Annotated in this window: 14 protein-coding genes; 5 read left to right on the plus strand and 9 right to left on the minus strand. The window is 56.8% G+C overall.

Annotated features, from left to right (window positions below):
- Positions 1–55 precede the first annotated feature (55 nt).
- Complete coding sequence (locus OSO_RS0138900) at positions 56–1138, plus strand: hypothetical protein (RefSeq protein WP_010588120.1); 1083 nt, start codon at positions 56–58, stop codon at positions 1136–1138.
- A gap of 68 nt (positions 1139–1206) precedes the next feature.
- Positions 1207–4854, plus strand: a complete 3648-nt coding sequence (ccsA, locus tag OSO_RS50290; RefSeq protein WP_010588121.1) for a cytochrome c biogenesis protein — start codon at positions 1207–1209, stop codon at positions 4852–4854.
- A 261-nt stretch (positions 4855–5115) separates the two neighbouring features.
- Here ccsA and OSO_RS0138915 read toward each other — a convergent pair whose 3' ends face one another.
- Positions 5116–5985 (minus strand): hypothetical protein, encoded by an 870-nt coding sequence (locus OSO_RS0138915; RefSeq protein WP_010588123.1) that lies wholly within the window; start codon positions 5983–5985, stop codon positions 5116–5118.
- 373 nt (positions 5986–6358) lie between these two features.
- On the opposite strand from OSO_RS0138915, the gene metK reads away from it, so the two are divergent.
- A complete protein-coding gene (metK, locus tag OSO_RS0138925; protein WP_010588125.1) occupies positions 6359–7504 on the plus strand; it encodes a methionine adenosyltransferase in 1146 nt (381 codons plus the stop codon).
- Positions 7505–7685: 181 nt separating this feature from the next.
- Here the strand turns inward: metK and OSO_RS49190 are convergent, their stop codons facing one another.
- Both OSO_RS49190 and OSO_RS0138935 read right to left on the minus strand, forming a co-directional pair.
- The gene (locus OSO_RS49190) at positions 7686–8960 is read right to left on the minus strand and encodes a SpoIID/LytB domain-containing protein (RefSeq protein WP_157606177.1); all 1275 of its coding nucleotides are present in this window, start codon (positions 8958–8960) and stop codon (positions 7686–7688) included.
- Between the two features lie 191 nt (positions 8961–9151).
- Entirely contained in the window at positions 9152–10507 is a 1356-nt protein-coding gene (locus tag OSO_RS0138935; RefSeq protein WP_010588127.1) for a DNA-directed RNA polymerase subunit alpha C-terminal domain-containing protein, read from the minus strand.
- A 306-nt stretch (positions 10508–10813) separates the two neighbouring features.
- Here OSO_RS0138935 and OSO_RS0138940 point away from each other — a divergent pair, with 306 nt between their 5' ends.
- Together OSO_RS0138940 and OSO_RS0138945 are read left to right on the plus strand one after the other, a co-directional pair.
- Positions 10814–11788, plus strand: a complete 975-nt coding sequence (locus tag OSO_RS0138940) for a PDZ domain-containing protein (RefSeq protein WP_010588128.1) — start codon at positions 10814–10816, stop codon at positions 11786–11788.
- A 157-nt stretch (positions 11789–11945) separates the two neighbouring features.
- Complete coding sequence (locus tag OSO_RS0138945; RefSeq protein WP_010588129.1) at positions 11946–13037, plus strand: tetratricopeptide repeat protein; 1092 nt, start codon at positions 11946–11948, stop codon at positions 13035–13037.
- A gap of 35 nt (positions 13038–13072) precedes the next feature.
- On the opposite strand, the gene OSO_RS0138950 is transcribed toward OSO_RS0138945, so the two are convergent.
- The 6 genes from OSO_RS0138950 to OSO_RS49195 all read right to left on the minus strand — a co-directional run bounded on the left by OSO_RS0138950 (position 13073) and on the right by OSO_RS49195 (position 22784).
- Positions 13073–13480, minus strand: coding sequence for a hypothetical protein (locus OSO_RS0138950; protein ID WP_010588130.1), 408 nt, complete (start codon positions 13478–13480; stop codon positions 13073–13075).
- 193 nt (positions 13481–13673) lie between these two features.
- Positions 13674–13985 (minus strand): hypothetical protein, encoded by a 312-nt coding sequence (locus OSO_RS0138955; RefSeq protein ID WP_010588131.1) that lies wholly within the window; start codon positions 13983–13985, stop codon positions 13674–13676.
- Positions 13986–14036: 51 nt separating this feature from the next.
- Positions 14037–15494, minus strand: a complete 1458-nt coding sequence (locus OSO_RS0138960; protein ID WP_010588132.1) for a sedoheptulokinase — start codon at positions 15492–15494, stop codon at positions 14037–14039.
- Between the two features lie 64 nt (positions 15495–15558).
- On the minus strand, positions 15559–17982 hold the full coding sequence (locus tag OSO_RS0138965; RefSeq protein WP_162130588.1) for a CehA/McbA family metallohydrolase: 2424 nt from the start codon (positions 17980–17982) through the stop codon (positions 15559–15561).
- Between the two features lie 469 nt (positions 17983–18451).
- Positions 18452–20167 carry a gamma-glutamyltransferase gene (ggt, locus tag OSO_RS0138970; RefSeq protein ID WP_010588135.1) on the minus strand — a complete coding sequence of 572 codons (1716 nt, stop codon included), beginning with the start codon at positions 20165–20167 and terminating at the stop codon, positions 18452–18454.
- Positions 20168–20189: 22 nt separating this feature from the next.
- Entirely contained in the window at positions 20190–22784 is a 2595-nt protein-coding gene (locus OSO_RS49195) for a carboxylesterase family protein (protein ID WP_010588136.1), read from the minus strand.
- Positions 22785–23012: the final 228 nt, after the last annotated feature.

Genomic DNA, 23012 nt, shown 5'->3' on the forward strand with positions numbered 1-23012 from the left:
CTGCCTGGAATTTCGTTTCGACTGTGCCACCGTCGTCTTTTGACAGAGCTGCGCCGTGCTAAAAACCCGATTCTCCGCCGCGTCAGGCATTGTGCCGTTGGGACTCTTCTGCCTGAGCGTGTCACCCATTGGTTGTGAGAGATCGGAGCAGATCACCGCATATACGGTCGTCAAACACGATTCGCTGCAGACGCCCGAGTACTTGAAGAGCGCACAACTTCGCCGCGAAGATGAAGAACGCCGCCGCCCAAAACCGAAACGGATGATTGCGACAATTGTTCCGCAGGGGCCGGCGCTGTGGTTCTTCAAAGTGGAAGGCCCCGTCAACGAGTTGGCCGCGCGCGAACCCGACATTCGAGACTTTCTGAAATCATTGACGTTCGCCTCGCCCGAGGCCCCTGAATGGAAACTTCCCGCAAATTGGAAACAGTTGCCGCCCGCGGGACCACGCTTTGCCACGCTGATCGTCGCTGGTGAACCACCATTCGAAATGTCGGTCAGCCAATTGCCAAATCGGACTGATCAACCGCTCGAAGAACAACTCGTCGCAAACATCAATCGCTGGCGCAATCAGGTGTCGCTACCGCCGATCGCTGAGGACGCCCTGGCAAAAGAGTCTGAGAAGCTCGATTTGAACGGAAACCCAGCCTACCTGGTGAACTTGGTCGGACGTGGTCTGCCGGTCCCTGGAAACATGACACCTCCGCCACCGCAGCAATCACAGGCTCCGTCGGCTGCGGCAAGCAAACCGGTTTTTGAAAAGCCGGCGGAATGGACGGAAGCTCCTGCAACCATGTTCGCGATGGTGTCGCTGCTGGCAAAAGATGGCGAAGCTGAAGCCAAGATCACCGTGACAAGCGCACGCGGCGACCGGTTGAGCAACGTCAATCGATGGCGCGACCAAGTTCAGCTGGAGCCTTGGAAAGAGCACGAATTAAAGGCCGCGGCACAATCGGTCGCGCTGAAGTCTGGGTCAGCAGAGTTGTACGAAATTGCGAACGGCGGGCGGACCATTTACGGCGTCATCGCTGAAGACCATGGACAGACTTGGTTCATTAAATTGGACGGTCCAACGGCGCTAGCGGAACGAGAGCGCTCACGCTTCGTTGCGTTCCTGCAATCGCTACACTGGGAATAACAATCGCCTGGAACGCATCCAGCCGACTTTCTGCGACTGATCATCCCGCATGTTGGGAGAGACGATAAATGGCCACCGACACCCTGCCGACGAACGAAACGAAACCATTCACAACTTCCGGTCCGTCAGGCGTGTCGCTCTGGGATGGCGTGAAACGCGTGCTCGAACCTGCGGCTTCGTTGAAGCTGACGGTGGTTCTGTTCGCACTATCGATCTTTCTAATCCTGGCGGGCACGTTCGCACAGGTCGACAAAGACATCTGGGAAGTGATCGGGCTTTACTTCCGCTGCTGGATGGCATGGGTTCCGCTGCAGGTGTTCTTTCCGCCCTCGTTTTTCCCTGAAAAGCCCATGGAAGTTCCGGGTGGCTTCTGGTTTCCCGGCGGAAAACTGCTGGGTCTGTTACTGGCCATCAACCTGGTCTCGGCACATCTGGTCCGATTCAAGGCGGTCGCCAAGGGTGGACGATTGGTCGCCGGGTTTCTGGCAATCGCCGCCGGATGTGCGGTGACGTATGCGATTATCGCTGCGGGGGCCAATAGCAAAGGCATTCAGGGCGATCCGTTGATTCCCTACACAACCCAATGGATCGGCTATCAAGGGCTGCTCGGTCTGGCGGCATTGAGCGCGGGCTTCGCTCTCGTCAGCCTGTGCCAGCAACCGCTGGCGAAAGCAGGCGACAAATGGGCACGACAACTGTTCTTGCGAGGGCTCGTCGCGGCGATCGGATTCGTCCTGGCCGCACTGTTGACCTGGATCATCATGCGCGGCGAAGCCGGGCGTCCGACGGACGCGTCACTGCGAATTCTTTGGCAGCTCACCCAAGGATCCGTCGCGTCGATCGCATTGCTGGGAGGCTGTTGGGCGGTCTTCGGCCAGCGTGCAGGCATCGTCCTGCTGCACGGTGGGATCGGTTTGATGATGTTCTACGAACTGCACGTCGCCCTGACCGCCGTTGAAACCCAGATGAATCTTGTCGAAGGGGAACGAACCAACTTCGTTCACGATATTCGTACGTGTGAACTGGCGATTGTCGACGTGACTGATCCGACAGAAGATCGTGTCGTGGCAATTCCCAAGTCGTTGGTCACCGGCAAAGAGCCGATTGAAACACCGGATCTGCCGTTCCGAGTGGTTGTCAAGAACTTCCAGCAAAACGCAAGACTGCGCCCGATCAAGTCGGACGACACCAATCTCGCAACCGAAGGTATCGGCCAAAAATGGTTCGCCGAGCCACGCAAACCGGGCGCCGGGACTGACAATGACAGCAAGATCGATATGCCCGCCGCATACGTCACGCTCGAATCCAAAACTGACGGCAAGCCTCTGGGAACACATCTAGTCAGTCTGGAACTCTCGCTGTCCGACAAATCAGACGTTACTCAGATCGGCGATAAGTCGTACCTGATCGAACTGCGTCCGAAACGGTACTACAAGCCTTATGTCTTCAAACTGAACGATGTTCGCAAGGAAGACTATCTCGGTACAAGCACCCCGCGGAACTACGCATCGACCGTGCACGTGGTCGATACCAGCCGTAACGTCGATGAAGACAAGACGATCTGGATGAACAATCCGCTCCGGTTCGCGAACGAAACGTTCTACCAAAGCGGCTATCATCAGGAAGAGGGAACAGGCATTGAACATACGACGCTGTCCGTCGTCGCCAACTCGGGTTGGATGATGCCGTATGTTGGTTGCATGCTTGTCGGTGTCGGCATGCTTGTCCATTTCTTGTCGATGCTAATCCGATTCCTGACTCGTGGTGATACGGTCGAACTATCGACTGCCGATGCGCAACGAGCATCACAACTGGCCGCCAAACTAGGAATGACCCCCAAGCCACCCGTCGGCGCACCTGCACGAACTGTGATCGGCGCGTCAAAATCCAGTCGGGCCTCAATGGCGCTCACCGCCGCAATTATGGCGTGTGCGATGGGATACGTGATCTATGGTGCGATTCCCCCCAAACCCAAGGAACTGTCGTTTGACCTGTATCGCTTCGGACAGATTCCTGTCGTCTCTGAAGGTCGAACGAAACCTCTCGATTCAGCCGCTCGCTCGGCGCTGCTGACGATTTCCGGGCGGACGCGAGTCGCTACGGGAGAGGGGCGAGAGAAAACCTACATCCCCGCAATTCAATGGCTGCTGGAAGTGATCTCGGACGCGAAAGTCTCAGACGAACGTCACATCTTCCGGATCGAGAACCTGGAAGTTCAGGAAACGGTCGGTGTCAAGAAACGCGACGAAATGCGTTATGCACGAAACGAAATTCAATCACGCGCCGACGAATTCAAGAAGCAGTACGATCTCGCCAGCAAACAATCGCACGACGACCCAAAGCAACTGAGTGTCGCTCAAAAGAAGTTGTTGGAACTGAGCGAAAAGTTCTCCACGTTCCTGAATCTGAAAGCGGCGTTCGGCCTGCAAAACACCATCGGCGGGACGACGGAAACGGAAGTTTTCGAATCCTTCCGACGAGTCATGGATCAGACGCAGAGCATCGAAGAACGCGGGCAACCGGTCTTTGCGGTCGGGCCGACGGACAAGGACGACAACTGGCACACGCTGGCGCGGGCCTGGATGCTGAACTTGATCAACCGGATCCAGAAGAAGGGCGATCCCAATCCAACGGTCCTCGCATGGGAACAGATTCTTAAAGCCTTTTCCGACGACAAACCGGCGGACTTCAACAAGGCCGTTGACAGCCTATTGGCGCAGATCAACGAACATCCACCTGCTGATGTCACCCCTTGGGTCATCCGGCTCGAGTCGTACATCAACCATACCCAGCCGTTCAGCTACGCGATTGTCATGTACCTGTTGGCGTTCATCCTGAGCGCGATGGGCTGGCTGTTCTGGCCGCAGGGCTTCAACCGAGCCGCGTTCGGCCTGCTGATGGTGGCGTTTGTCGTCCACACGGCGGGACTGCTAGCGCGATTGATCATTTCCGGTCGCCCCCCCGTCACGAACTTGTATTCGTCGGCGGTGTTCATTGGCTGGGGCTGCGTCCTGCTGGGAATGTTGTTCGAACTGATCTATCGAATCGGGATCGGCAATTTGGTCGCCGGTGTCGCAGGATATGCGACGCTGTTGATCGCGGACGTCCTGGCTTCGGATGGCGACACGTTCACGGTGCTGCAAGCGGTGCTCGATACTCAATTCTGGCTGGCCACACATGTGACCTGTATTACGCTGGGCTACGCGACGACCTATCTAGCAGGACTGTTCGGTGTCGCGTACATCATTCGCGGTGTTCTAACGCCATCTCTGACCGCAGACGATGGGCGTGATATTACGCGCATGATCTACGGAACACTGTGTTTCTCGATCTTTTTCAGCTTCATCGGAACCGTGCTCGGTGGTCTTTGGGCTGACGATTCGTGGGGACGATTCTGGGGTTGGGACCCGAAAGAAAATGCCGCATTGATTATTGTGCTCTGGAATGCCCTGGCCCTACATGCGCGTTGGGGTGGAATGGTAAGGGAACGGGGACTTGCCGCGTTGGCGGTTGGTGGAAACATCGTCGTCAGTTGGTCCTGGTGGGGTGTCAACGCTCTGGGCGCCGGATTGCATTCCTATGGCTTCAAAAAGGGAACGCTGATGGTTCTGGGGCTGTTCATTCTGGCCAACCTGGCGATCATCGGTGTGGGGATGCTGCCAAAACAGTACTGGTGGAGCCTGCGACGACGAGAAGCGACGGCCCCTGGAGTTTGAAGCGGGGTTGAGGCTGTGCGGGGTTCGACGAGCGAAGTGCTGGCAGTCCCGGTGGGTTCATCGTTCTCAATTTCCGTTTGGGAAACTGCGGTTGAGGTTCGCCACCTCAGAAATGCCTACCCGAAAACAAATCACATCTTCGTCGTTCAAGCCAAAGGCGACGGCGTGAAAATCGCCGATCGCGAAAACGAGGATCTCAGCTCACCTCGGCCAACCTCGTAGGCTTGTGGTGGCTGGAATGAAGCGTCACAGTCGCTTGGATTACCACAGCTTTGATGTCGGAATCCGCAGACTGCCGCTCTTTTTTTGCAGTGCCTCGTTGGCCTTTTTTAGAACTCGGCTTTCCTGGGCATGCATCACGCTCTCAATGAAGCTGCGTGAACCATCACCGATCGTTTCCGCAATGTCACCCCGGATTTCGCCAATCCGCTTGACATCCAGCCCCGTCAGGATCAGGTGAACTTCATTCACTCGCGGTTCAAGAATCAAATCCGGCAGTAGACTTTTGCGACACATTTCGGGCCGAATCGTCAGCGAACAACGCGCGACGATCCGCACGTCGGCTTCCGACACCACCGTCATATTGAACCCCTTCACTCCCAGCATCCAGTGTTCAAAGTCTGCCCGGCAGCGTAACTTCGATGCCAGATTCACACTGAACCGAAACTGCTTCGCACTGACGGTTTGAAACTGGTCAATGACGAGCTTGAGCGTATTGACCGGATCGATCAGTTCAATTTTATATTTGTGCCACGCTCCGTGCTTGACGGTGCGTTTCCGCTCCGAGACCCGAATATCGAACCCACGCTGCTTCACGCGAAACCCATCAAAGATTTCATTGGTTTTATCCCAGTGCTGGCGATCTTCGTACTGGTCGGGAATCGCGGTCAGAACGATCACCCGTAGCGCTTCTGTCCAGGATGGAGCATCTTTAAACGCGGGACCATCGAGTGGCGAATTTGATGAAGGCGTATCGCCGTGCACCACACCTAGATTTTCCACAAGTGGTTTTGGAGGCTGCAAATACGGCTGATCAGCGGCAATGGCAGACAACGAAAACAGCCCCGCGACCGTCAGGGCCAACAGATCAACCAACGCCAATCGGATTCGTCCAGTGTCGAATGGGAACATCGTTCAGCTCAGCCATAGGATTGGCAGTTCGCCCGAAATCATCCGGCGGATCATTCGAGCAACGACCAATTCGGTCAAGAGGCGTTCTCCAAGCGCGAGTAATTTCCCGCTCCAATCCCCGCTTGATGCGGAATGAAGAAGGTGGCATTCGGGCGAGAATGGGCAGAATCTCACATCTGCGAAACCACTGTCGTTCCTGACGCAATTTCCGAAACTGAGGCAACGCATTTGCGAATCCGGTTGAGAGAACTCGGCCCCTCACATACAATCCTAGCGAAATTGCGTGTGTTCAGTTTGTCCGTACGGGCAGGCGGCGTCTTTGACAAATCGGCCTGATTGCCCCGAACGCCTTTGACCGGAGTTGCGAATCGAGATGACGAATTATCTGTTCACGAGTGAATCTGTCAGTATGGGACATCCTGACAAGGTGGCCGATCAGGTGTCCGATGGCGTGCTGGACGCAATCCTGGCTCAAGATCCTCGCTCACGCGTCGCCTGCGAAACGCTTTGCACGACCGATCTGGTGGTGCTGTCCGGTGAAATCACAACTCAGGCGAAACTGGACTACGTACAGGTCGCTCGCGATGTCATCAAAGACATTGGCTATATCAGCGACGACATCGGATTCTCGTATGAATCGTGCAAGGTCTTTGTCGCCTTGCACAGTCAAAGCCCAGATATTGCCATGGGCGTCGACCGCGAAGGTGCCGGCGATCAAGGTTTGATGTTCGGTTATGCCTGCGATCAAACGCCCGAACTGATGCCGCTGCCGATCGCTCTGTCGCATCGCATCATCAATCGTCTGACTGAGGCACGCCAGAAGAAGGAAGTCGACTGGCTGCGTCCCGACGCGAAAAGCCAGGTCACCGTCGAATACGATTCCAACAACAAGCCAGTTGGAATCTCGGCAGTCGTCGTCTCAACGCAGCATCATGAGAAGGTCAGCCAGGACGACATCACCAACTTCGTGATCGCCGATGTCATCAAGCAGTCGGTTCCCGCCGAGCTGCTGACCAAGAATACCAAGTACCACATCAATCCAACCGGTCGATTCGTCGTCGGTGGACCACACGGCGACACCGGCTTGACCGGTCGCAAGATCATCGTCGACACCTACGGTGGTTGGGGCCGCCACGGTGGCGGTGCATTCAGCGGTAAGGACCCCACAAAGGTGGACCGTTCCGCCGCATACATGGCTCGCCATGTCGCCAAGAATATCGTCGCCGCAGGGTTGGCTCGCGAATGCGAAGTGCAGTTGGCCTATGCCATCGGCGTCGCCGAACCGGTCAGCGTGCACGTCAACACCAACGGCACCAATGCCATTCCCGATGAAAAAATCGTCGCTCTCGTGCGCGAGCACTTTAAGATGACGCCACTGGCGATCATCGATTACCTGAAGCTGCGTCGTCCGGTCTACCGCAAGACCGCCAGCGGCGGACACTTCGGCCGTTCCGATGCGGACTTCACGTGGGAAGCCACTAACAAGGCCGCCGACCTCAAGAAGGCTGCCGGCCTCTGATCGACGGCATGCCACTGCGTCGCCGTCAATGCTTAGAACCACCCCATTGAGCCTTACGCTCAGTGGGGTGATTTTTTGATGCACGCGACCACCAACCCTTCCGTGGTAACGATTCTTCTCCAATGAAGACTCGGGACAACGCACACAGGCATCAACCATCTTGATTCAGGCGATCCTCGATTCAGTAATCGAGCGTCACCAACTCTGCGCCGGGATAATAGTGCAGCACAATCTGGTCGTACGGACGACCTGAATCGGCTTGCCCTTTGGCCCCCCATTGGCAGAAGCCGACCCCATGCCCATGACCGCGACCCGTGAAGGTCACACGGCTCGGCTCTAGATCAATGCGAAAATGCGGACTCGCAAGCAGTCCCGTCGGCATCCGTTCCCGCAGATCAATCCCCGTAACAGTCGCCACGCGAGTTCCATGATGAATCTCGAATCGCGGAATCGATCCGCGACCGACTTCGACGGGCTGGTGAATCGATCGAATGTCGGACAATGCGCCGCGTGAGACGGGCTCCAACGCACGCTTCTGGAACGCGGTACGATCAATCTCTGCGGTCCAGCGGAAGTGCGGCGACTCGCGGCACCATTCACAGTCCACGGGCGCCAGGCAATCAATCGCATCCTTAAAGACAAGCTTCCCCTCGACAGTTCGCCCACCGCAAACGGCCGAATAGTAGGTGCAAAACAACTTCCCCCCTGACTGGCATACCACCCCTCGTGTCGATGCGACGGCACGGCGGCTACTTTCACTTTCCCCGGCCAGTCGACGCCCCGTCGCGTCCCGATATTCGACTCCCAGATACTTCTGACTGCGCTGTGACGACAACAGGTCATAAACCGCTAGCGAATCGGCCTGCTGTGCTTGATAGAGCGCATACGTTCGTGCGACGACCGCTTGGGCCTTGCGAGCTTCCCCGGGGAATTTCGCGGGCATCTCGGAATCGACGACACTGGCAAGATACTCTTCGACCGGCAGAACGTTGACCGCCGACACCTTTCCATCCGTACGTCGATACAACCGTACCACGCCACGATAGAGGTGGCCGTTCACGCGAATGGCGGGCGACTGACTGGGAATGATCTCCAACTGCCGGCACGCATACTCGTGCGTCCCACACTTCAGCCCATGCTTCGTCGGAGTCACCTTGACGCTACCAGAGTCAAAATTCGCTTGTGGCTTTTCATCGTCGCTCAGTGAAACCATGCGGTAGTGGCCGCGAACCTCAAGCTGAAACGAATCGGCTCCCCCCGGCGTCACGTTCACTCGAATTGCGGGCTCGTTTACCACCACACGCCTGGACGCCAGCGGCACTTTCGCGGTGGATTCCTTCGCAGCAGGCTTGGCAGCGGATCGAACGAACGATTGGAGTGGGGGAGGGGGCTTTTGATCACTTGGAGAGGTACGGATCGTCAAGAAGGCGATCAACACAAGACAGGCCAAGCTCAAGACAATCCATCCCTGGCCGCGTCTCATTCTGGCCTGAGCTGCGACCGACCCGTCGATCGCCGGTGAAGAATCCGATGACGCGTTGGACGCCTCCGAAAAAAAAGAACGAGGCTGACCTGCGGGATCGCGATCAGCCTCGTTCCTGGATTCAGTCACACTGCGGTCTCCGACACGCGTGTTGATTCAAATCATCAGTCGTTTCGCAGCTTCAGGTTGATTTCACCCAACTGCTGACGGATTTCGTTGAGCGACGTCACACCGAAGTTTTTCGTTGCCAGCAATTCGTCTGGCGTACGCTGAACCAACTCGGCGAGAGTCGTAATCTGTAGACGAGCCATACACTTGCGAGCTCGGACCGACAAGTTGAGGTCCGAAACCGAACGAGCCAACAACGCTTGTTCCTGAGGAGACAAATCGGCGGGCAGCACCGCATAGGTTCCTGCACCACCCTGCCAGGCACCGGCATCCTTCGGCTTCGAGGGAGCCAGATTCTGGCCAATTCGCAATCCATGAGCCTGCATCAATTCGCGAATTTCGACCAATGAGGTTTCGCCGAAATTCTTTCCTTGCAGCAGATCGGGCTCGGTAATCTTCGTCAGATCACCCAACGTCTGGATATTCATACTAGCAAGACAGTTACGACTACGAACCGACAATTCGAAGTCGGTGACAGGACGACTGAGCAACTGCTCAAGACGAGCTTCGTTCTTCGCCATGTCATCGTCATAGTACATTTCGCTCGTCGCTTCAATGTCCTTCATGTACATCAAGGCGCGGGCGTGATTCTGATCGTGCTGCAGCACGCGTCGGAAGCAGAATGCTGCGGCCGAGTAATTTCCTTTGTCTTCATACAGCAGACCGAGATTCAGCAAGGCTCCGATATAGAACGGAGGTTTGCTGAGACCTTGCTCGTACAGACGAATTGCTTCGTTGTCATTGCCGTACAGCGCGTTCTCGCCAGCGAGGCGGAACAGTGCCTGCGAATGATGCGGATCCATGTCCACTGCGCGTTCGAAGTACTCGATCGCACCGTATGTATCGCCACGATCGGCCAGGATGCAGCCCATCTGATACGAGTAATCCGCCCGACGGGCACCTTCGGTACCGGCTTGCTTCAGAGCGGTTTCGGCGTCTTCCAAGCGACCATGCATACGAATTGCGCCGGCGCGTTTCATGATGCATTCGACGTTGTCGTAACCGGCTTTCGCGGCGGCAGTGAACTTCTCTTCAGCATCGGTCCATTGTTCGAGCGAGAGGTAGACCATCCCCAGCACGTACATGGCGACGCCATCGCTACCCGCGCCAGACAACAAACGCTCAGCGATTGCGTGTTGTCCCAACAAATAAGCGCCAATCCCCGCTCGAACGCCTTGCCCCGAAGCGGCACCGCTTTCCACATCGCGCAGGATCGCCTCAATTTCTTGACGCGCGGCGACGACTTGATCGGACGCGACCGCCCTTCGCAACTGGCTGAACTCGTCAGCCGTCATTTGTCCCTTGGATTGCAGAATTCCACGAATGTTAACTGGTTCGGCCGTCTTGATCACAGTCAGTTCAACCCTTTCTGGGGGGTACTGGCAGCACCGCGAAACTTTCGAGGGGGCATCCGCATCGGCTCACCTTCTATCAATCGAGAACGAAGAGCCGACATTTGCGAGAATCAGGCCCCGCGCACCGCAATCACGCGAAACTCACGCAAATTGAGGTTTTAGAAGCGGATTTGAACTTGCCCTCTTAAACGAATCGTGCATTATATCGAGAAGACGCCATTCTGCAACGCCGTCCGCCCCTGAGGATCGGGGCGTGCCTCGCAACAGCGGCCAAGCGGAAATCCTGCCGATGAGGACGTTCGCATGTTGGCCTTGAAATCGCTTGTCTCGCTCACACTACTGGCAAGCAGTTCCGTTGCCCCAGAGGATGCCCCTCCAGCCGACGCTCTGTACCCCGAATCAATTCGCTCCGCGATCACCAGATTGGACGAATCCGATTTCCGCCAGCGAGAAGAAGCGGTGGATGAACTTTACACAGCAGGGTTTACGGCGATTCCAGCGCTCAAAGAAGCGGCTGATAAGGGTTCGCCCGAAGTTTCAGTCCGGGCCGTCGACATCCTGCTGCGGCTTTATCAAATCGAAGATGAAAGTACATTCGAGACCATCGAACAAGTCTTTACGCAGCTTAAACATGTGGAAAATCTATCGACGACAGGGCGTGCCGAACGGGCGTTCGATACCGTCAGCGAACTCCGGCAGAAGCGCGCACTTTTGAAATTCGAGCAGTTGGGGGGAATGGTCCAATTTGCCGAGCCCAACCTGGACCGCCAGACATCCGGACGCCCGCGAATTGAATATGTGATGCTCGGCCGTGACTGGCTTGGCGGCGACGCGGGCCTGCAGTTACTAGGGCGAATCGAAGATATTCGCCTGGCGGATATGCCGTCACTATACATCATCCGAGGAGTTGATATTTCGGATGCAACACTCCTGAACCTGAAAGCAGAGCTTCCCAACCTGACCATCAACCGTCGCGGGCCTGCCCAGCTGGGTGTCACCAGTATCGGCCGCGACGGCGGATGTATCATCAAAGCCGTTGTCCCCGGGTCTGCTGCAGAGCGAGCCGGACTGAGAATGTTCGATCAAATCCTTAAGATTGATCAACGGTCCGTTGAGAGCTTTGATGAATTGGTTGAAATCATTGGTGAAAAGGAACCCGGCGACCAAGTTCCCCTCGTTTTCCGACGAGGGGCAGAAATCCACAATTCCGTCGCCGAGCTGTCAGGATGGAAACCCGCTCAATCCAAACAAGTTCCCACCAAAATCCCTCAAAAGTAGCGAGCCTCGCGCCCGTCAATGGCCAGTTCCAACGCAGGCCGCACTGCTGTTTGGCCTGGTGCCAGCACATGGCTCGAACTCGCACCAATAAGCCCCAACGGATTCTTCCCTAAGAACGGTCGGGTTCCGCGACACAAACGCAGCGAGATCATTCGTAATGCCTGCCACCCGTCGCAACTCGACGCCAGTTTCCAAACAGTTTATCGCGTGGCTGGGCTTGGCACACTTCATGTCTGGCAGCCTGTTGGCGCAGGATCGTGCATTGATTCAACAGGCGAAGGGGACTCGAATCCCTGTATCGGGGGTGGTGCAGGACTACACCGGCCGTGAGCTAGTACTGCGTGTGAAAAACAACGAGCCACCGCGCCGGTACCCTCGCACCGAAGTCATTGAAGTCACGACTGACTATACATCTCATCACAATCAAGGACGAAAACTTTTCGCAGCGGGCAAGATTGCCGAAGCCAATCGTGAATTCACCGCGGCACTTGAAGAAGAAGACCGCCCGTGGGTCCGCCGCGAAATCCTCGCCGGACAGGTTCGGTGTGCCCTTTGGAAGGGTGACTATCCCACCGCCGCATCGCGCTTTATGCCGATCGTCGAATCGGATCCTGAAACGTTTCATTACAACCTAGTACCACTCAACTGGGCCAATGACCTCCCACCAGCAAATGTAAAATTCGAGGCCCGCGGCTGGACCGATCCCAAAGCGCCCCTGGTGTCAAAATTGATCGGCGCAAGCTGGCTCGTGACCGTGGACGAAAACGCGGATGAAGCAGAGCAGATCCTGAAACGTCTGGCGCGCGAATCCGATCAACGTATTCAACGTCTCGCCCAGATGCAGATGTGGCGAGTGAAGCTGAGGCAATCGAAACAGATCGATCCGCACGAAATCAGTCGATGGCAGCAATTTGCAGAACAGCTTCCTGTCGAGCTGCGCGGTGGATCGTATTTTGTGATTGGACAGGCATCGAAACAGGGCCAGGACTTTGAACGAGCCGCACGCGCGTTCCTCTGGTTACCGCTGGTCTACGATTCTGATCGCTGGCTTGCCGCGCACGCCTGCTTCGAAGCAGCGGACTCACTGAGTGCGCTGGGCGATCACAATCAAGCGGGAAGTCTTTACAGCGAAGTGGTGTTCCGGTTCGGTGACACCCCGTGGGGCCGTCCGGCCGAAACCGCCTGGAAAGCCCTGAAACCTGCGACCCGAGAGGCGCCCTCTCCCGTGCCCAACCCGCCCGCCCCCTGATTGCAGGCGCCGATTCACTCTGGGCAATGAAATTCTCAGCGTACTGGCCTTGGCTGTAGCCCCAACTGACGCCGACAGAGTCGAGCCAGTTTTTCACCAGGCACAAACTCAGCCAGTAGTGCGGTCACACCAGCCTCGCGCAGAACCCACGCCAAGTCAGTCGCCGTCGCCGCACCGCAAGCGATCACAGGGCAGGGGTGGGGATGTACCCGCAACTCACTCCGAAGCCAACTCAGACACTCTTCAAGTCCCGACTCCAGATCGATGAAAATCAGCGCCGACGGAAACTCCTCAATGGTGGGCAACAGGTCTCCCACCACGCGGCACTCACGCACCTCAACAGAACTCTGTTTAAACTGCCGCTGAAGCTCAGGTCCCCAGAACGGCTGGCGTTCGAAGACGGCAACGATGTGCGAGGGACGTCGTTCGGCCTGCCAATTCATAATGCAAAACCCCAAACGCAACGAAGCCACAGGCGCGATCGTAGAAACAATTCTCGTATCTGCCCCTCAATTTGATGGATAGGCGAACGCTGTTCGTTCGAGTCATCTTCGTCCCCGAAGTCGAACGCACGGGCTTGAGTTTAACAATCTCACCTTCGCCGCAATCGGACTTGCGAGCAGTGACACTCTTTAATCAACGCCCCCCGTGCGCATATTGAATGGCTGCCCCAAAGCAGAAAACAAAATACAAACTGGAACAGATCATGACGAATGAGAATCCCGCGATCGTTAGCCAACTGAACGGCTTGTCTCTGAAGTGATATTGCAACAGACAAATGCCGGCGACCAATATCGGAGGTCCGACAAACGCGAACAGTACGAGAAGATTCCAGACCGCCGGCCCAACGGGAAGATCGCCACTGACGAGAAAGAATACAAACCAATACGCGATAGGAACCACAAGCAGTAACAGGTTGCGGATGATGTGACGTGTTCGCTGTCGCATGGTTCAGGCTTGTTTGTCACGACTCGGCGATGAACAATCCGAATGCCCGCATCATACCTCGGTCGTGACTGATCGAACCAGTTGCTTGGCAGCCTGATTGAGGTCCGCAAAGATTTCTGCTCCGACGCTAGCAACCATTGCCGCACCGAACGCCGCTTCTTCACGATGGGCGGTAAATGTCAGGGGCAGACCAAATTCCGTTGAGACGATTTTTCCCAACAATGGATTCTCGCGCAGGCCGTTTCCTGCCGCGATCAAGATACTGGGCGACTTCTTCGTCACATCGTAGATCGCTTTGAATCCGTCGTGCAGTGATCGCCCCATGCCATCTAGAACCGCACGGGCCAGGTGTGCCGCGGTGAAATTCTGGGGCGAAAGCCCACTGATCGAACCACGCACGGTGGGGTCGAGTCGCGTTCCCGAAAATCGGGGCTCGCAGTAAAGCCCTTCGGCTCCCGCTGAAATCTCTGCCGCGAGTTCGTTCATCGCGCCATACAGCTTGCCCGGCGATTCCGCCTGAAACAGAGTTCGTCCGACATCCTGGAAGAACTGCTCAAGCACTTGATACGACCAGCCTCCGGCAAGCCCCACATTCGATAGCAGATTTCCACCGCCAGGAAAGGGCCGCAATTCAATCGGTGGCGCGAACTCGAAACCTTCCGTAAACACCGCCGCCTGGGCGCCAGTGCCGACATTCACCAGGACGCTCGATCGGCGATCAGCGACGCTACCTAGAAAGCTGGCCTGATGGTCGCCAATCGGTGCAAAGACGGGAATTCCCACAGGAAGGCCCGTCGCATGCGATTGTTCGGCCGTCAGTCCCCCAACGCGTTCTGTCGCCTCCACCACCTGCGGAAACAGTGAGCGATTCAGGCCCAGTGCCGCAATTGACTCGTCATCCCATCCGCGCGAGCGAACATTGAACACGCCACTGCTGCCAGCACACGATGGCTCGGTGATCGGTGGGCGGCCGGTCAGTTTCGCCGCGAAGTAGTCCATGATGAACAGTGCTTGGGCATCCGTCGGCAGTTGACCTTGCTGCTTCAACTGGAACAGCGTCGTTGCCATGAAACCGGGATGCAGCCAGCAGCCCGTGCGCTTCCACGCCTCGTCACCGAGTCGATCTCGCGCCATCACCAGCCAGGTCGACTGACCATCGGGCCTCATTTCGAGTGCCCGCCGATCTTGCCAATTGATCAGCGGCGTCAGCGGCCTGTGTGTCTTGCCATCGACCAGCACAGTGCCATGTTGCTGACCTGTAATCCCGATCCCTACGACCTCTCGAACGAGCCCCCCAAGTTGCTGCGCGGTGCTCTGCAAGCATCTGTTGGCGGCCTCCAGGATCAAGGTCGCATTCCACTCCGAACGCCCCTTCACGCGATCATCGGCACGGGTTGCGTTCGCCTCATTCGCGGCCGTACCCGTTGCGATGATTGTTGAAGACGACGTCTCGACAGCAACGCTTGTGATCTTGGTCGTACCAAGATCCACACCCAACACAATTGGCATCACAGAACCTTCTGAGCGCGAGTCCTTCCACCATCCAATCCACCAGAGCTTGAAGGAACGAGCATCATTCGCCCGTCGCCTCGCCAAGGACTTTGGCGTAGACCTCGCGAGCTTTGTTATACGCCTCTTTTGCCGAAGTTCGTTCTTTTTCGCGGATCGCACGCTGCTTGGCGTTCCAACAAACGTCAACCGCTTTCAGGCACCAGTCGGCACTCGAACGACTGGCGCGAACCGGTTTGCCAGCGACTTCCACAAACACGGGATTCGTATGACAGGACGGCATGATCCGCAGTGCAATCCAGCTCGATTGCTTCAAGTCATAGTCAAACGTGAGATTCTGCAGTGAACCGTCCGCCGGTATCGTTTTCCGTTCGACAGGAACCCCGTTCACAATCAGTTCCACGGGGACGATCTGCGTGTCACCAATTCGCGCACGTTCAAGATGCCAGTACGGCTTTTCATCCAGGCGTTTCGCTCGAATGGCGTCCGATTGCGGCGTCGGTTTCTCCGCGAGAAGCGCGGCGGCCTCGCACGTGATACGCACCTTTCCAGGTTCTTTCAGATCGAGCTGACTCGACTTCCCGGAGGGGCCGGTCATTCCCGCTTCAAACCCGTTGACGGCGAAGTCGAACAGATGGCTCAAACCATCGCCACAATAGCTGCGTCCATCTTTGACACCCTGCACCCAGGTGTCATAATCGACGGGCTGATCGAGCGGCAGCTTCACGTAGACTCGGCCAAGCCCCACCTTGTCGCCATAGATACAGGGAAAATCCGTCTCGCCGCTAATTCGCGTCCGCATCCCGCAGTTCAGCGTGTGATACCAGATATTCAGTTCCCAGATTGCCGGGGTGTCGACGGCGGAAATAAAGTCGCAGGTACCGTTCGTCGCCGTCACGATGAATTCGTTCGCGCCAATGCCATCGAATCGCGGCATCGCGAGGTCGGGCAGCTTCTCCGCCGCTTTTCCCTGCCAGCCGGCACTCGCGCCACCATTCGGCTTGTCCGAAAATTTGCGAGATCCATCGGGCATCACATCAGGCAGGGCGAGTCCCCATCCGCTGTGACTGTAGCCGACGACGCCACCTTGTTTTTGCCCCCATTCCAGGACCGGCTGCGTCCAGCTCGGCCATTCTTCCAGCAGCGTCGTGCCGGGATAATCGTCTTCAATCAACTTGAGCAGGCAAAGGTGTCCCGCATGCGATGAAGGAAAGCCCGACACTTCGACGTCGTAGCGCATCAGATAGTTCGGTCGTGATAGTGCGGACGTCTTTCCTTCGAAGTAGCGTTTCTGCGTGTACCAGCAGGGGCCCCACGAGAGTACGCACCCGATATTCAAATCTTCGCCCAGAATGTGCCGAAGCATGTCACCGGGAGTGACTCCTTCAGTCGGGCTGTCATAGTGAGAGCATCCCGCGGCATGCACGTGGTGATCGCCCGAAATCCAACCGCGTTTGGCAGCGTGAATCCAGCGCCGCAACGAAATCTCCTGCCGTTGGCTGACCGCGTTGCCCGTGACTTTCAACGGCAACTGGTCAACGCGATATTCAGGACCGCGCTGAACCGTCACGGTGTAATCACCAGGAGGAAGCATCACCGACTCACCATCACCACGATAAATCTGCTCGTGAAAGAAGAAGTCGGGTGCCAGTCGTCGCGACGGATTGGGATAGACTCGCCCCCGAGCATCGCGAAACGTCAACGCAGCAAAGGTCGGTGTTCCGTCAAAGTCCTTAATCCCCAGAACGACTTCGACCGCCAGAACACTGTTGAAGAGCAACGGAACAGTGCTGCGAAACCCCAGATCCTGCGTGCCCTGTCCCACATTGAAACCGAGCGACACTTCACGTCTGCCAACATCGCGGCAGTAAAGCTGCAGAATGCGGTATTCCAGTTCAAGTCCCGAAAGGCCCGGTTTCAATGGCTGCTTGTCGAACATATCGGCATCGAGAAACCGATTCGGAACATCCGATGGCTGAACGAGTTTCTCGTCAGTCATCGGTTTCTCACGCGCCTTCTTTCCTCGCTGATAGACCGGCAACAAATTGGGGCTCTCAGGAACAAGCGGTGCTGTGACACCGGCCTCGTTGTGAACCTTCACCAAAAAGGTTCTCCATCCCTGTTGAACGAGCTCCTTCTTGACTGGACCTTCCACCACCGAAACGCGGCTTTCCGGATTGATCGACACGGCAACCAGACACAGTGGATCGAGAATTTTCTCAACGGCCTCGGTACAATCAGCCGCACTGGGCAACTTCAAAGACTCTTCGAGTTTGGTCCGCGTTTCTGCATCCATCGGCGAACCAACAAACTCCAAAGCCTGAATCAGCCGTTCGGTCGCCGCGGCAAGAGGCTGCTGTTCGACACGTCCCACCTTAGGCCATTTTCCGTCGGCCGCGGGCACCACCCGCACCTCGAATGCAAAACAGGCTAGGACGAACAACCCCCACCGAACGATCCGATTCAAACCGTGAGTTGCATCGCGCATGACAACCTCTCTGAAAGCGGACTGGCCTCATTCCGACTCGCAACGCATCATGGAAGTCTGATCGAAAAGAGTCAATCAGACGGCAGCAGACCAATCCACGATCGCCATCCAGAAGGGCCGCGTCCGTGACGGATTTGTGAGAGACGAAAAAAGTCAGCTCGCCTGAATCAATACCAACAACCGAGACAATTTCGAGCTTTTCCCTCGTTACCAAGCACCTGCTTGGTAACGTCTCCGTCTCTTGCAATTCACTTTCCTGTCGAGCAGGAAAATGTCCTCGGTCCGACGTACCGATTTCTAATGTGCAAGAAGCGTTCCCCAGCTTCCGCTTGGCAACGAGGGGAAAACATGCCAAGCGGAAGCTGGGGAATGAAGAGACAACGTTGCCTGAATGGCCGCACAAGTCTGCGTCGAATCTGAATTCGACCGACCGTCGTGCCATGTCTCGCCGGCCGTCGACCAACGTGCGTTATTGTCCGGCCGCCCAGCCGTGTCGGCGAAGATCGCCAACTCCCAGGCGTTTTCCAGTGTCGCGAGAAATGAAAATCGAATGTGCGTCACCTTGGCGCTTTGGCGGCTCTTCGATCGAGTGGCCCATTTCGCGCAGTCGCTGAAGTTCACTGTGATGCTCTTTCTGCAACCGTTCCTCGATCCGCAACGTATCGGGCATCCACGGATGATGCATACGCGGCGCGTCGACGGCCTCTCTCAGCGGCATTTCGAACTCAAGCACATTCATGATCACGCAAAACAAGGTATTGATGATCGTGCGCCCGCCGGGACTGCCTGTCACCAGGACTGCCCGACCGTCTTTCGAAACAATGACGGGACACATCGAGCTGAGCATTCGCTTGGCGGGGGCGACCAGGTTCGGCTTCGTCCCAATCAATCCCTTGGCATTTGTCACGCCCGGTTTGGGATTAAAGTCACCCATCTCGTTATTCAATAAGAGACCGGCCCCGCGGACGACGATCCGCGAGCCAAATTCATCTTCCAGCGTGTACGTGTTCGAAACGGCCATTCCGTCGTGGTCGACGATGCTGTAGTGCGTGGTGTGCTCGTTCTCTGCCGGTAGATAGATATCCGCGCCCCATTCCGCCGACGGCGTGGCCCGAGTCAACGAAATCGATTCTGCGAGCTTTGCTCCGTACTCTTTCGAAGTCAGGAATTCAGGAATCGTGTTGAAGTCGGGATCGCCCAGATAACGCGCCCGGTCACAGTATGCGCGGCGCATCGCTTCAACCATGACGTGCAGGGTTTTCGCTGACCAGCGTCCTTCACGACGCAACTGAAACCCCTCAACGGCATTCAACATCTCGAGCAATACGATTCCACCCGAACTGGGCGGGGCGGAAGCGTAGATGTCAAATCCACGGTAGGTGCCACGCACTGGAGTTCGCTCTTTCGCCTCATACGCCGCAAGATCGGCTTTTGTGATCAGGCCGCCGCCCCGCCGCATTTCTTGTTCAATCGCGTCCGCCGTTGGCCCTTCGTAGAAACCGGGCGATCCTTGCTCTGCGATCCGCTGTAGAGTTTTGGCCAGATCCGGCTGCACGAGGTGATCTCCTTGCTGCCATGGCCGGGAACCGCCGTCTTTGCCAAGCACCCGTTGCAACTCGCCGTTGTCGCGATTCGCAGCCAGAACGGTGTTCAATGACTGGGCCAATTCCTGGCTGACAACAAAACCATCACGCGCCAATTCCACCGCTGGCCGAACGAGTGCCGCCCATTTCAGCCGTCCAAAACGGCGATGAGCCAACTCCAATCCGCGCACCGTGCCCGGGACGCCGACTAATCGATACTGCGATTCGTCGCCCGTGGCGAACATGTCCACCGTCGCCGCCGCCGGTGCACACTCGCGATAGTCGAACATGGCCGGTGCCTGGCCCTGCGGTGGATGGACGAGCATAAAGCCGCCGCCCCCGATGTTGCCCGCTTCGGGCCAGGTGACCGCCAACGCGAAACCCACCGCGACGGCCGCGTCGACGGCATTTCCGCCCGCATCGAGAACTCGTTGACCAACCTCTGATGCGTCTCGCGAGACGGAAACAACCATCCCCCGATCCGAGACAGCGTTCAAACCATGTTTGGGCAACTCGTCACCGTGTCCTGTCGCTTGCAGAAACAGAACCACGGTCAGATTGACCAGTAAACACGTGAGCTTTCGCTGTCGTCGATGGATCACGGTTGTTCCTTCCTTGACACGATCAGGGACGTTTGGCGGCGAAGAGCCGGGGGGCGCCACCCGTGACCGGAACCCGGTACTCCGAATGTGAGCCCACCGGCAGTGTATAGACCTCAGTGCTCGGTCCCAGGTTCCTGCGATACGTCAAGGGGTATGGAATCTCGAACTCATGAAATGCACCAGGCTTCAGCGTCAATGGCTCGCCCCATGAACTTGATGGAGCCTTCGTCTGATAGGTGAACGATTCATTGCTGAGGTTCGAGATCTTGATTCGAGCCAGGGTATACGTCACGTCGATCGCAGGCGAACCAAATTTGACATCGGCCAGCCGCATCTTCGAATCACCAATCGGCAGATCCGGGATTTCCGCGGACGAGCCTTTAATTCCCGCGAAATACGCGGCCCACGCTTCGTTGAACAGTTCCACATAGCGGTCTGATTTCAACGTCGCGTCTTTCGCTGAATACCCGTCAGCAAACTTTCCTGTGCCCTGAGCCTTCGCCGCCGAAAGCCAATCGAGGGCCACAATTCGCTGATCGTGTGACGGCTTCTGCAGGCTCGCCTTCAACTGTTGCGACAGATCCAGGTCAAATGCAGCGCAGGGTTGCCACTCTGCTTGTTCCATTGTCGATTTGATGGAAATCAAGACCTGAACCTTCGGCAGTTCGAATTCCAGTGACTTCGCCCCCTCGGAACCCGTAGCGGACGACGCGTTCCGAACTGTCAAAGGCTTCAGCACATTGACCGTCGAACGAACTCGTAATCCGTCACCGAACTGTGCCAGATCCGGGATCAGTTCCTGAAGAGTGGCGCGATCGGCCAATTTTGCAAACAGCGGTTCAGGAATGTCGAGAAGATCCAGCCGTGCCTGATGGCTTTCCACAAACATGGCCGTGATCGGTTCGAGGATGTTGGGAGCCACCACGACGTGCATCAACTTGTCGGTGGGGACCTGCTGAAGCGAAATATTTGTCCCCGTCGCACGCTTCAACTCTTTCACCGGCGTGAACGGATTCAAGCTCGCCACTGTTAAGCCCACCACGAGCGACAACCCATTTTCGTCCGCCGAGATTTGTTCTGGCCAGGCCTGAAAACGGGGCGGATACATGGGCAGCGGCCATAACTTCGTCATGGTCGAACCTGATTCGGTGGCCTGCGTCGCCGAATTCGGCAGGACGAGATTCTTTTCGATCTCCTGCACGATTTGGGGCGCGATACTCAGCACCGCATTTTCAATCCGGCCTCGGGCTCCGTACAGCCCGTTCGTCAAACCGCTCACGACGGCCTCTTGCGTCATGCCGAATCCCTGGACAGAGACTCCCGCCGGTTGTGAGACCGACCAATTGTCTTGCGGGATCTGGAATCCGGCCCCGATCAGCCGTAGCCGAATCTTACGATCTGCCACGTAGGGGGTCAGTTCCAGATTGAACCAGACCGGATAGGCATACCCAATTCGGATGGCGATCGGGCCTGCCTGAGCCGAATGACGTTCCCCAGTCACCGATGTTCCGGCAATGGTGATCGCGACGTTGCGGATTCCGAGTTGCACCAGAATCCGATCTTTGCCGTATCCTCGCGCTACAATCCGTTCCAATTGGCCCGAGTACGAGATGCCACCGAAGCGAATGCTGAACTGTCGCCCCGACGCGACCGTACTGTCGAACATGTCGCCCAGGCTTCCCGACAACATGCTGGGCGAGATGGTGCGAGGAATCGAGTACGACATGATATCCAGCACTTCGTTGCCCAGTCGCACACCCACCGCCTGTGAAATCTCGAGCGCAGGAACGAACGGAACCGAGATCGCCGGCACAGGCTTAACGGTTGCGGTTCCCAACTTTGCTGGGGTCCTGCGAGGATCAAGCATCCAGGCAATCACAGCATCGTTACCGTAGACTTCGGTGTTGATATCATGGCCAGCATCCGGCAGTTCGGTGTAAGTCGCCGTCCCACCTGCCGCGCTGAGTGCTTCGACAATCTTGCGTCCGTCTTCTGACTTGATCAGGGTGTCTTTCTCACCATGAAAGGCCCAGACGGGTACGTCTTTCAGCCCCTCAACGCGCCGCGCGTCTCCGCCACCGGACAAAGGCACAACCGCAGACCATCGCGTCGGTTCTGCCGTCGCCAGACTCCAGGTGCCATAGCCGCCCATGGACCATCCCGTCAGGACGACCCGCTTTTCATCAAAGTTATAGTGCTTTCGGGCATCGTCCAGGATCGCCAATGCGCGCTTGCCGTTGACGTGATCGGCATTCCACGATTCAAGAATGCGACCATCCGCCATTTCGCACTGCGGAATCACAACCAGAAACGGAAAGCTCTGCACCCGCGCCTGTATGAACGGCGCAATTCCCACCGTCAGTGGCAAACGATTGTCTGTTCCCCGCTCGCCCGCCCCGTGCAGAAACAACATCGCGGGGGACGCTTTCTCAGATCGATAGCCTGTCGGGATAAACACAAGATACTTGTGTTCGCCCGCATCATCACGCAGCACGCGCTCGTAGAAATGACCGGGGGAATCGGCGGCCTGGGTCATTGGACCGAACGACGAAATCACAACGACCAAGCACCACAGCAGCGGCCGCCTCCAAACAGCGGACAGATACGGATTCTTCATAATCTCATTCTCCTTAACTTAGAGCGGCGACGCGAGAACCATGGTTTGGTCCATTGCTGCCGGTATCCTTTGGATGACTCGTGAATCGCTTTCATGCGCGATGTTCGTAGCACAAGGTGACAATTCGCCAGCCTTGTATGATGGTAGGCGCCACGACGGGACGTTCCAGCCAGGCTGACTGGCCAAACCAATCCGTCATTACGACAACCATGTCGTAGCATCTTCCGG

Origin of the sequence: Schlesneria paludicola DSM 18645 (assembly GCF_000255655.1) — a bacterium.
Taxonomy (GTDB): domain Bacteria; phylum Planctomycetota; class Planctomycetia; order Planctomycetales; family Planctomycetaceae; genus Schlesneria; species Schlesneria paludicola.

Coding starts and splice junctions, on each gene's coding strand:
- ccsA (WP_010588121.1), top strand. CDS start 1,207: ATGGCCACCGACACCCTGCCGACGAACGAAACGAAACCATTCACAACT.
- OSO_RS0138915 (WP_010588123.1), bottom strand. CDS start 5,985: ATGTTCCCATTCGACACTGGACGAATCCGATTGGCGTTGGTTGATCTG.
- metK (WP_010588125.1), top strand. CDS start 6,359: ATGACGAATTATCTGTTCACGAGTGAATCTGTCAGTATGGGACATCCT.
- OSO_RS0138940 (WP_010588128.1), top strand. CDS start 10,814: ATGTTGGCCTTGAAATCGCTTGTCTCGCTCACACTACTGGCAAGCAGT.
- OSO_RS0138945 (WP_010588129.1), top strand. CDS start 11,946: ATGCCTGCCACCCGTCGCAACTCGACGCCAGTTTCCAAACAGTTTATC.
- OSO_RS0138950 (WP_010588130.1), bottom strand. CDS start 13,480: ATGAATTGGCAGGCCGAACGACGTCCCTCGCACATCGTTGCCGTCTTC.
- OSO_RS0138955 (WP_010588131.1), bottom strand. CDS start 13,985: ATGCGACAGCGAACACGTCACATCATCCGCAACCTGTTACTGCTTGTG.
- OSO_RS0138960 (WP_010588132.1), bottom strand. CDS start 15,494: ATGCCAATTGTGTTGGGTGTGGATCTTGGTACGACCAAGATCACAAGC.
- OSO_RS0138965 (WP_162130588.1), bottom strand. CDS start 17,982: ATGCGCGATGCAACTCACGGTTTGAATCGGATCGTTCGGTGGGGGTTG.
- OSO_RS49195 (WP_010588136.1), bottom strand. CDS start 22,784: ATGAAGAATCCGTATCTGTCCGCTGTTTGGAGGCGGCCGCTGCTGTGG.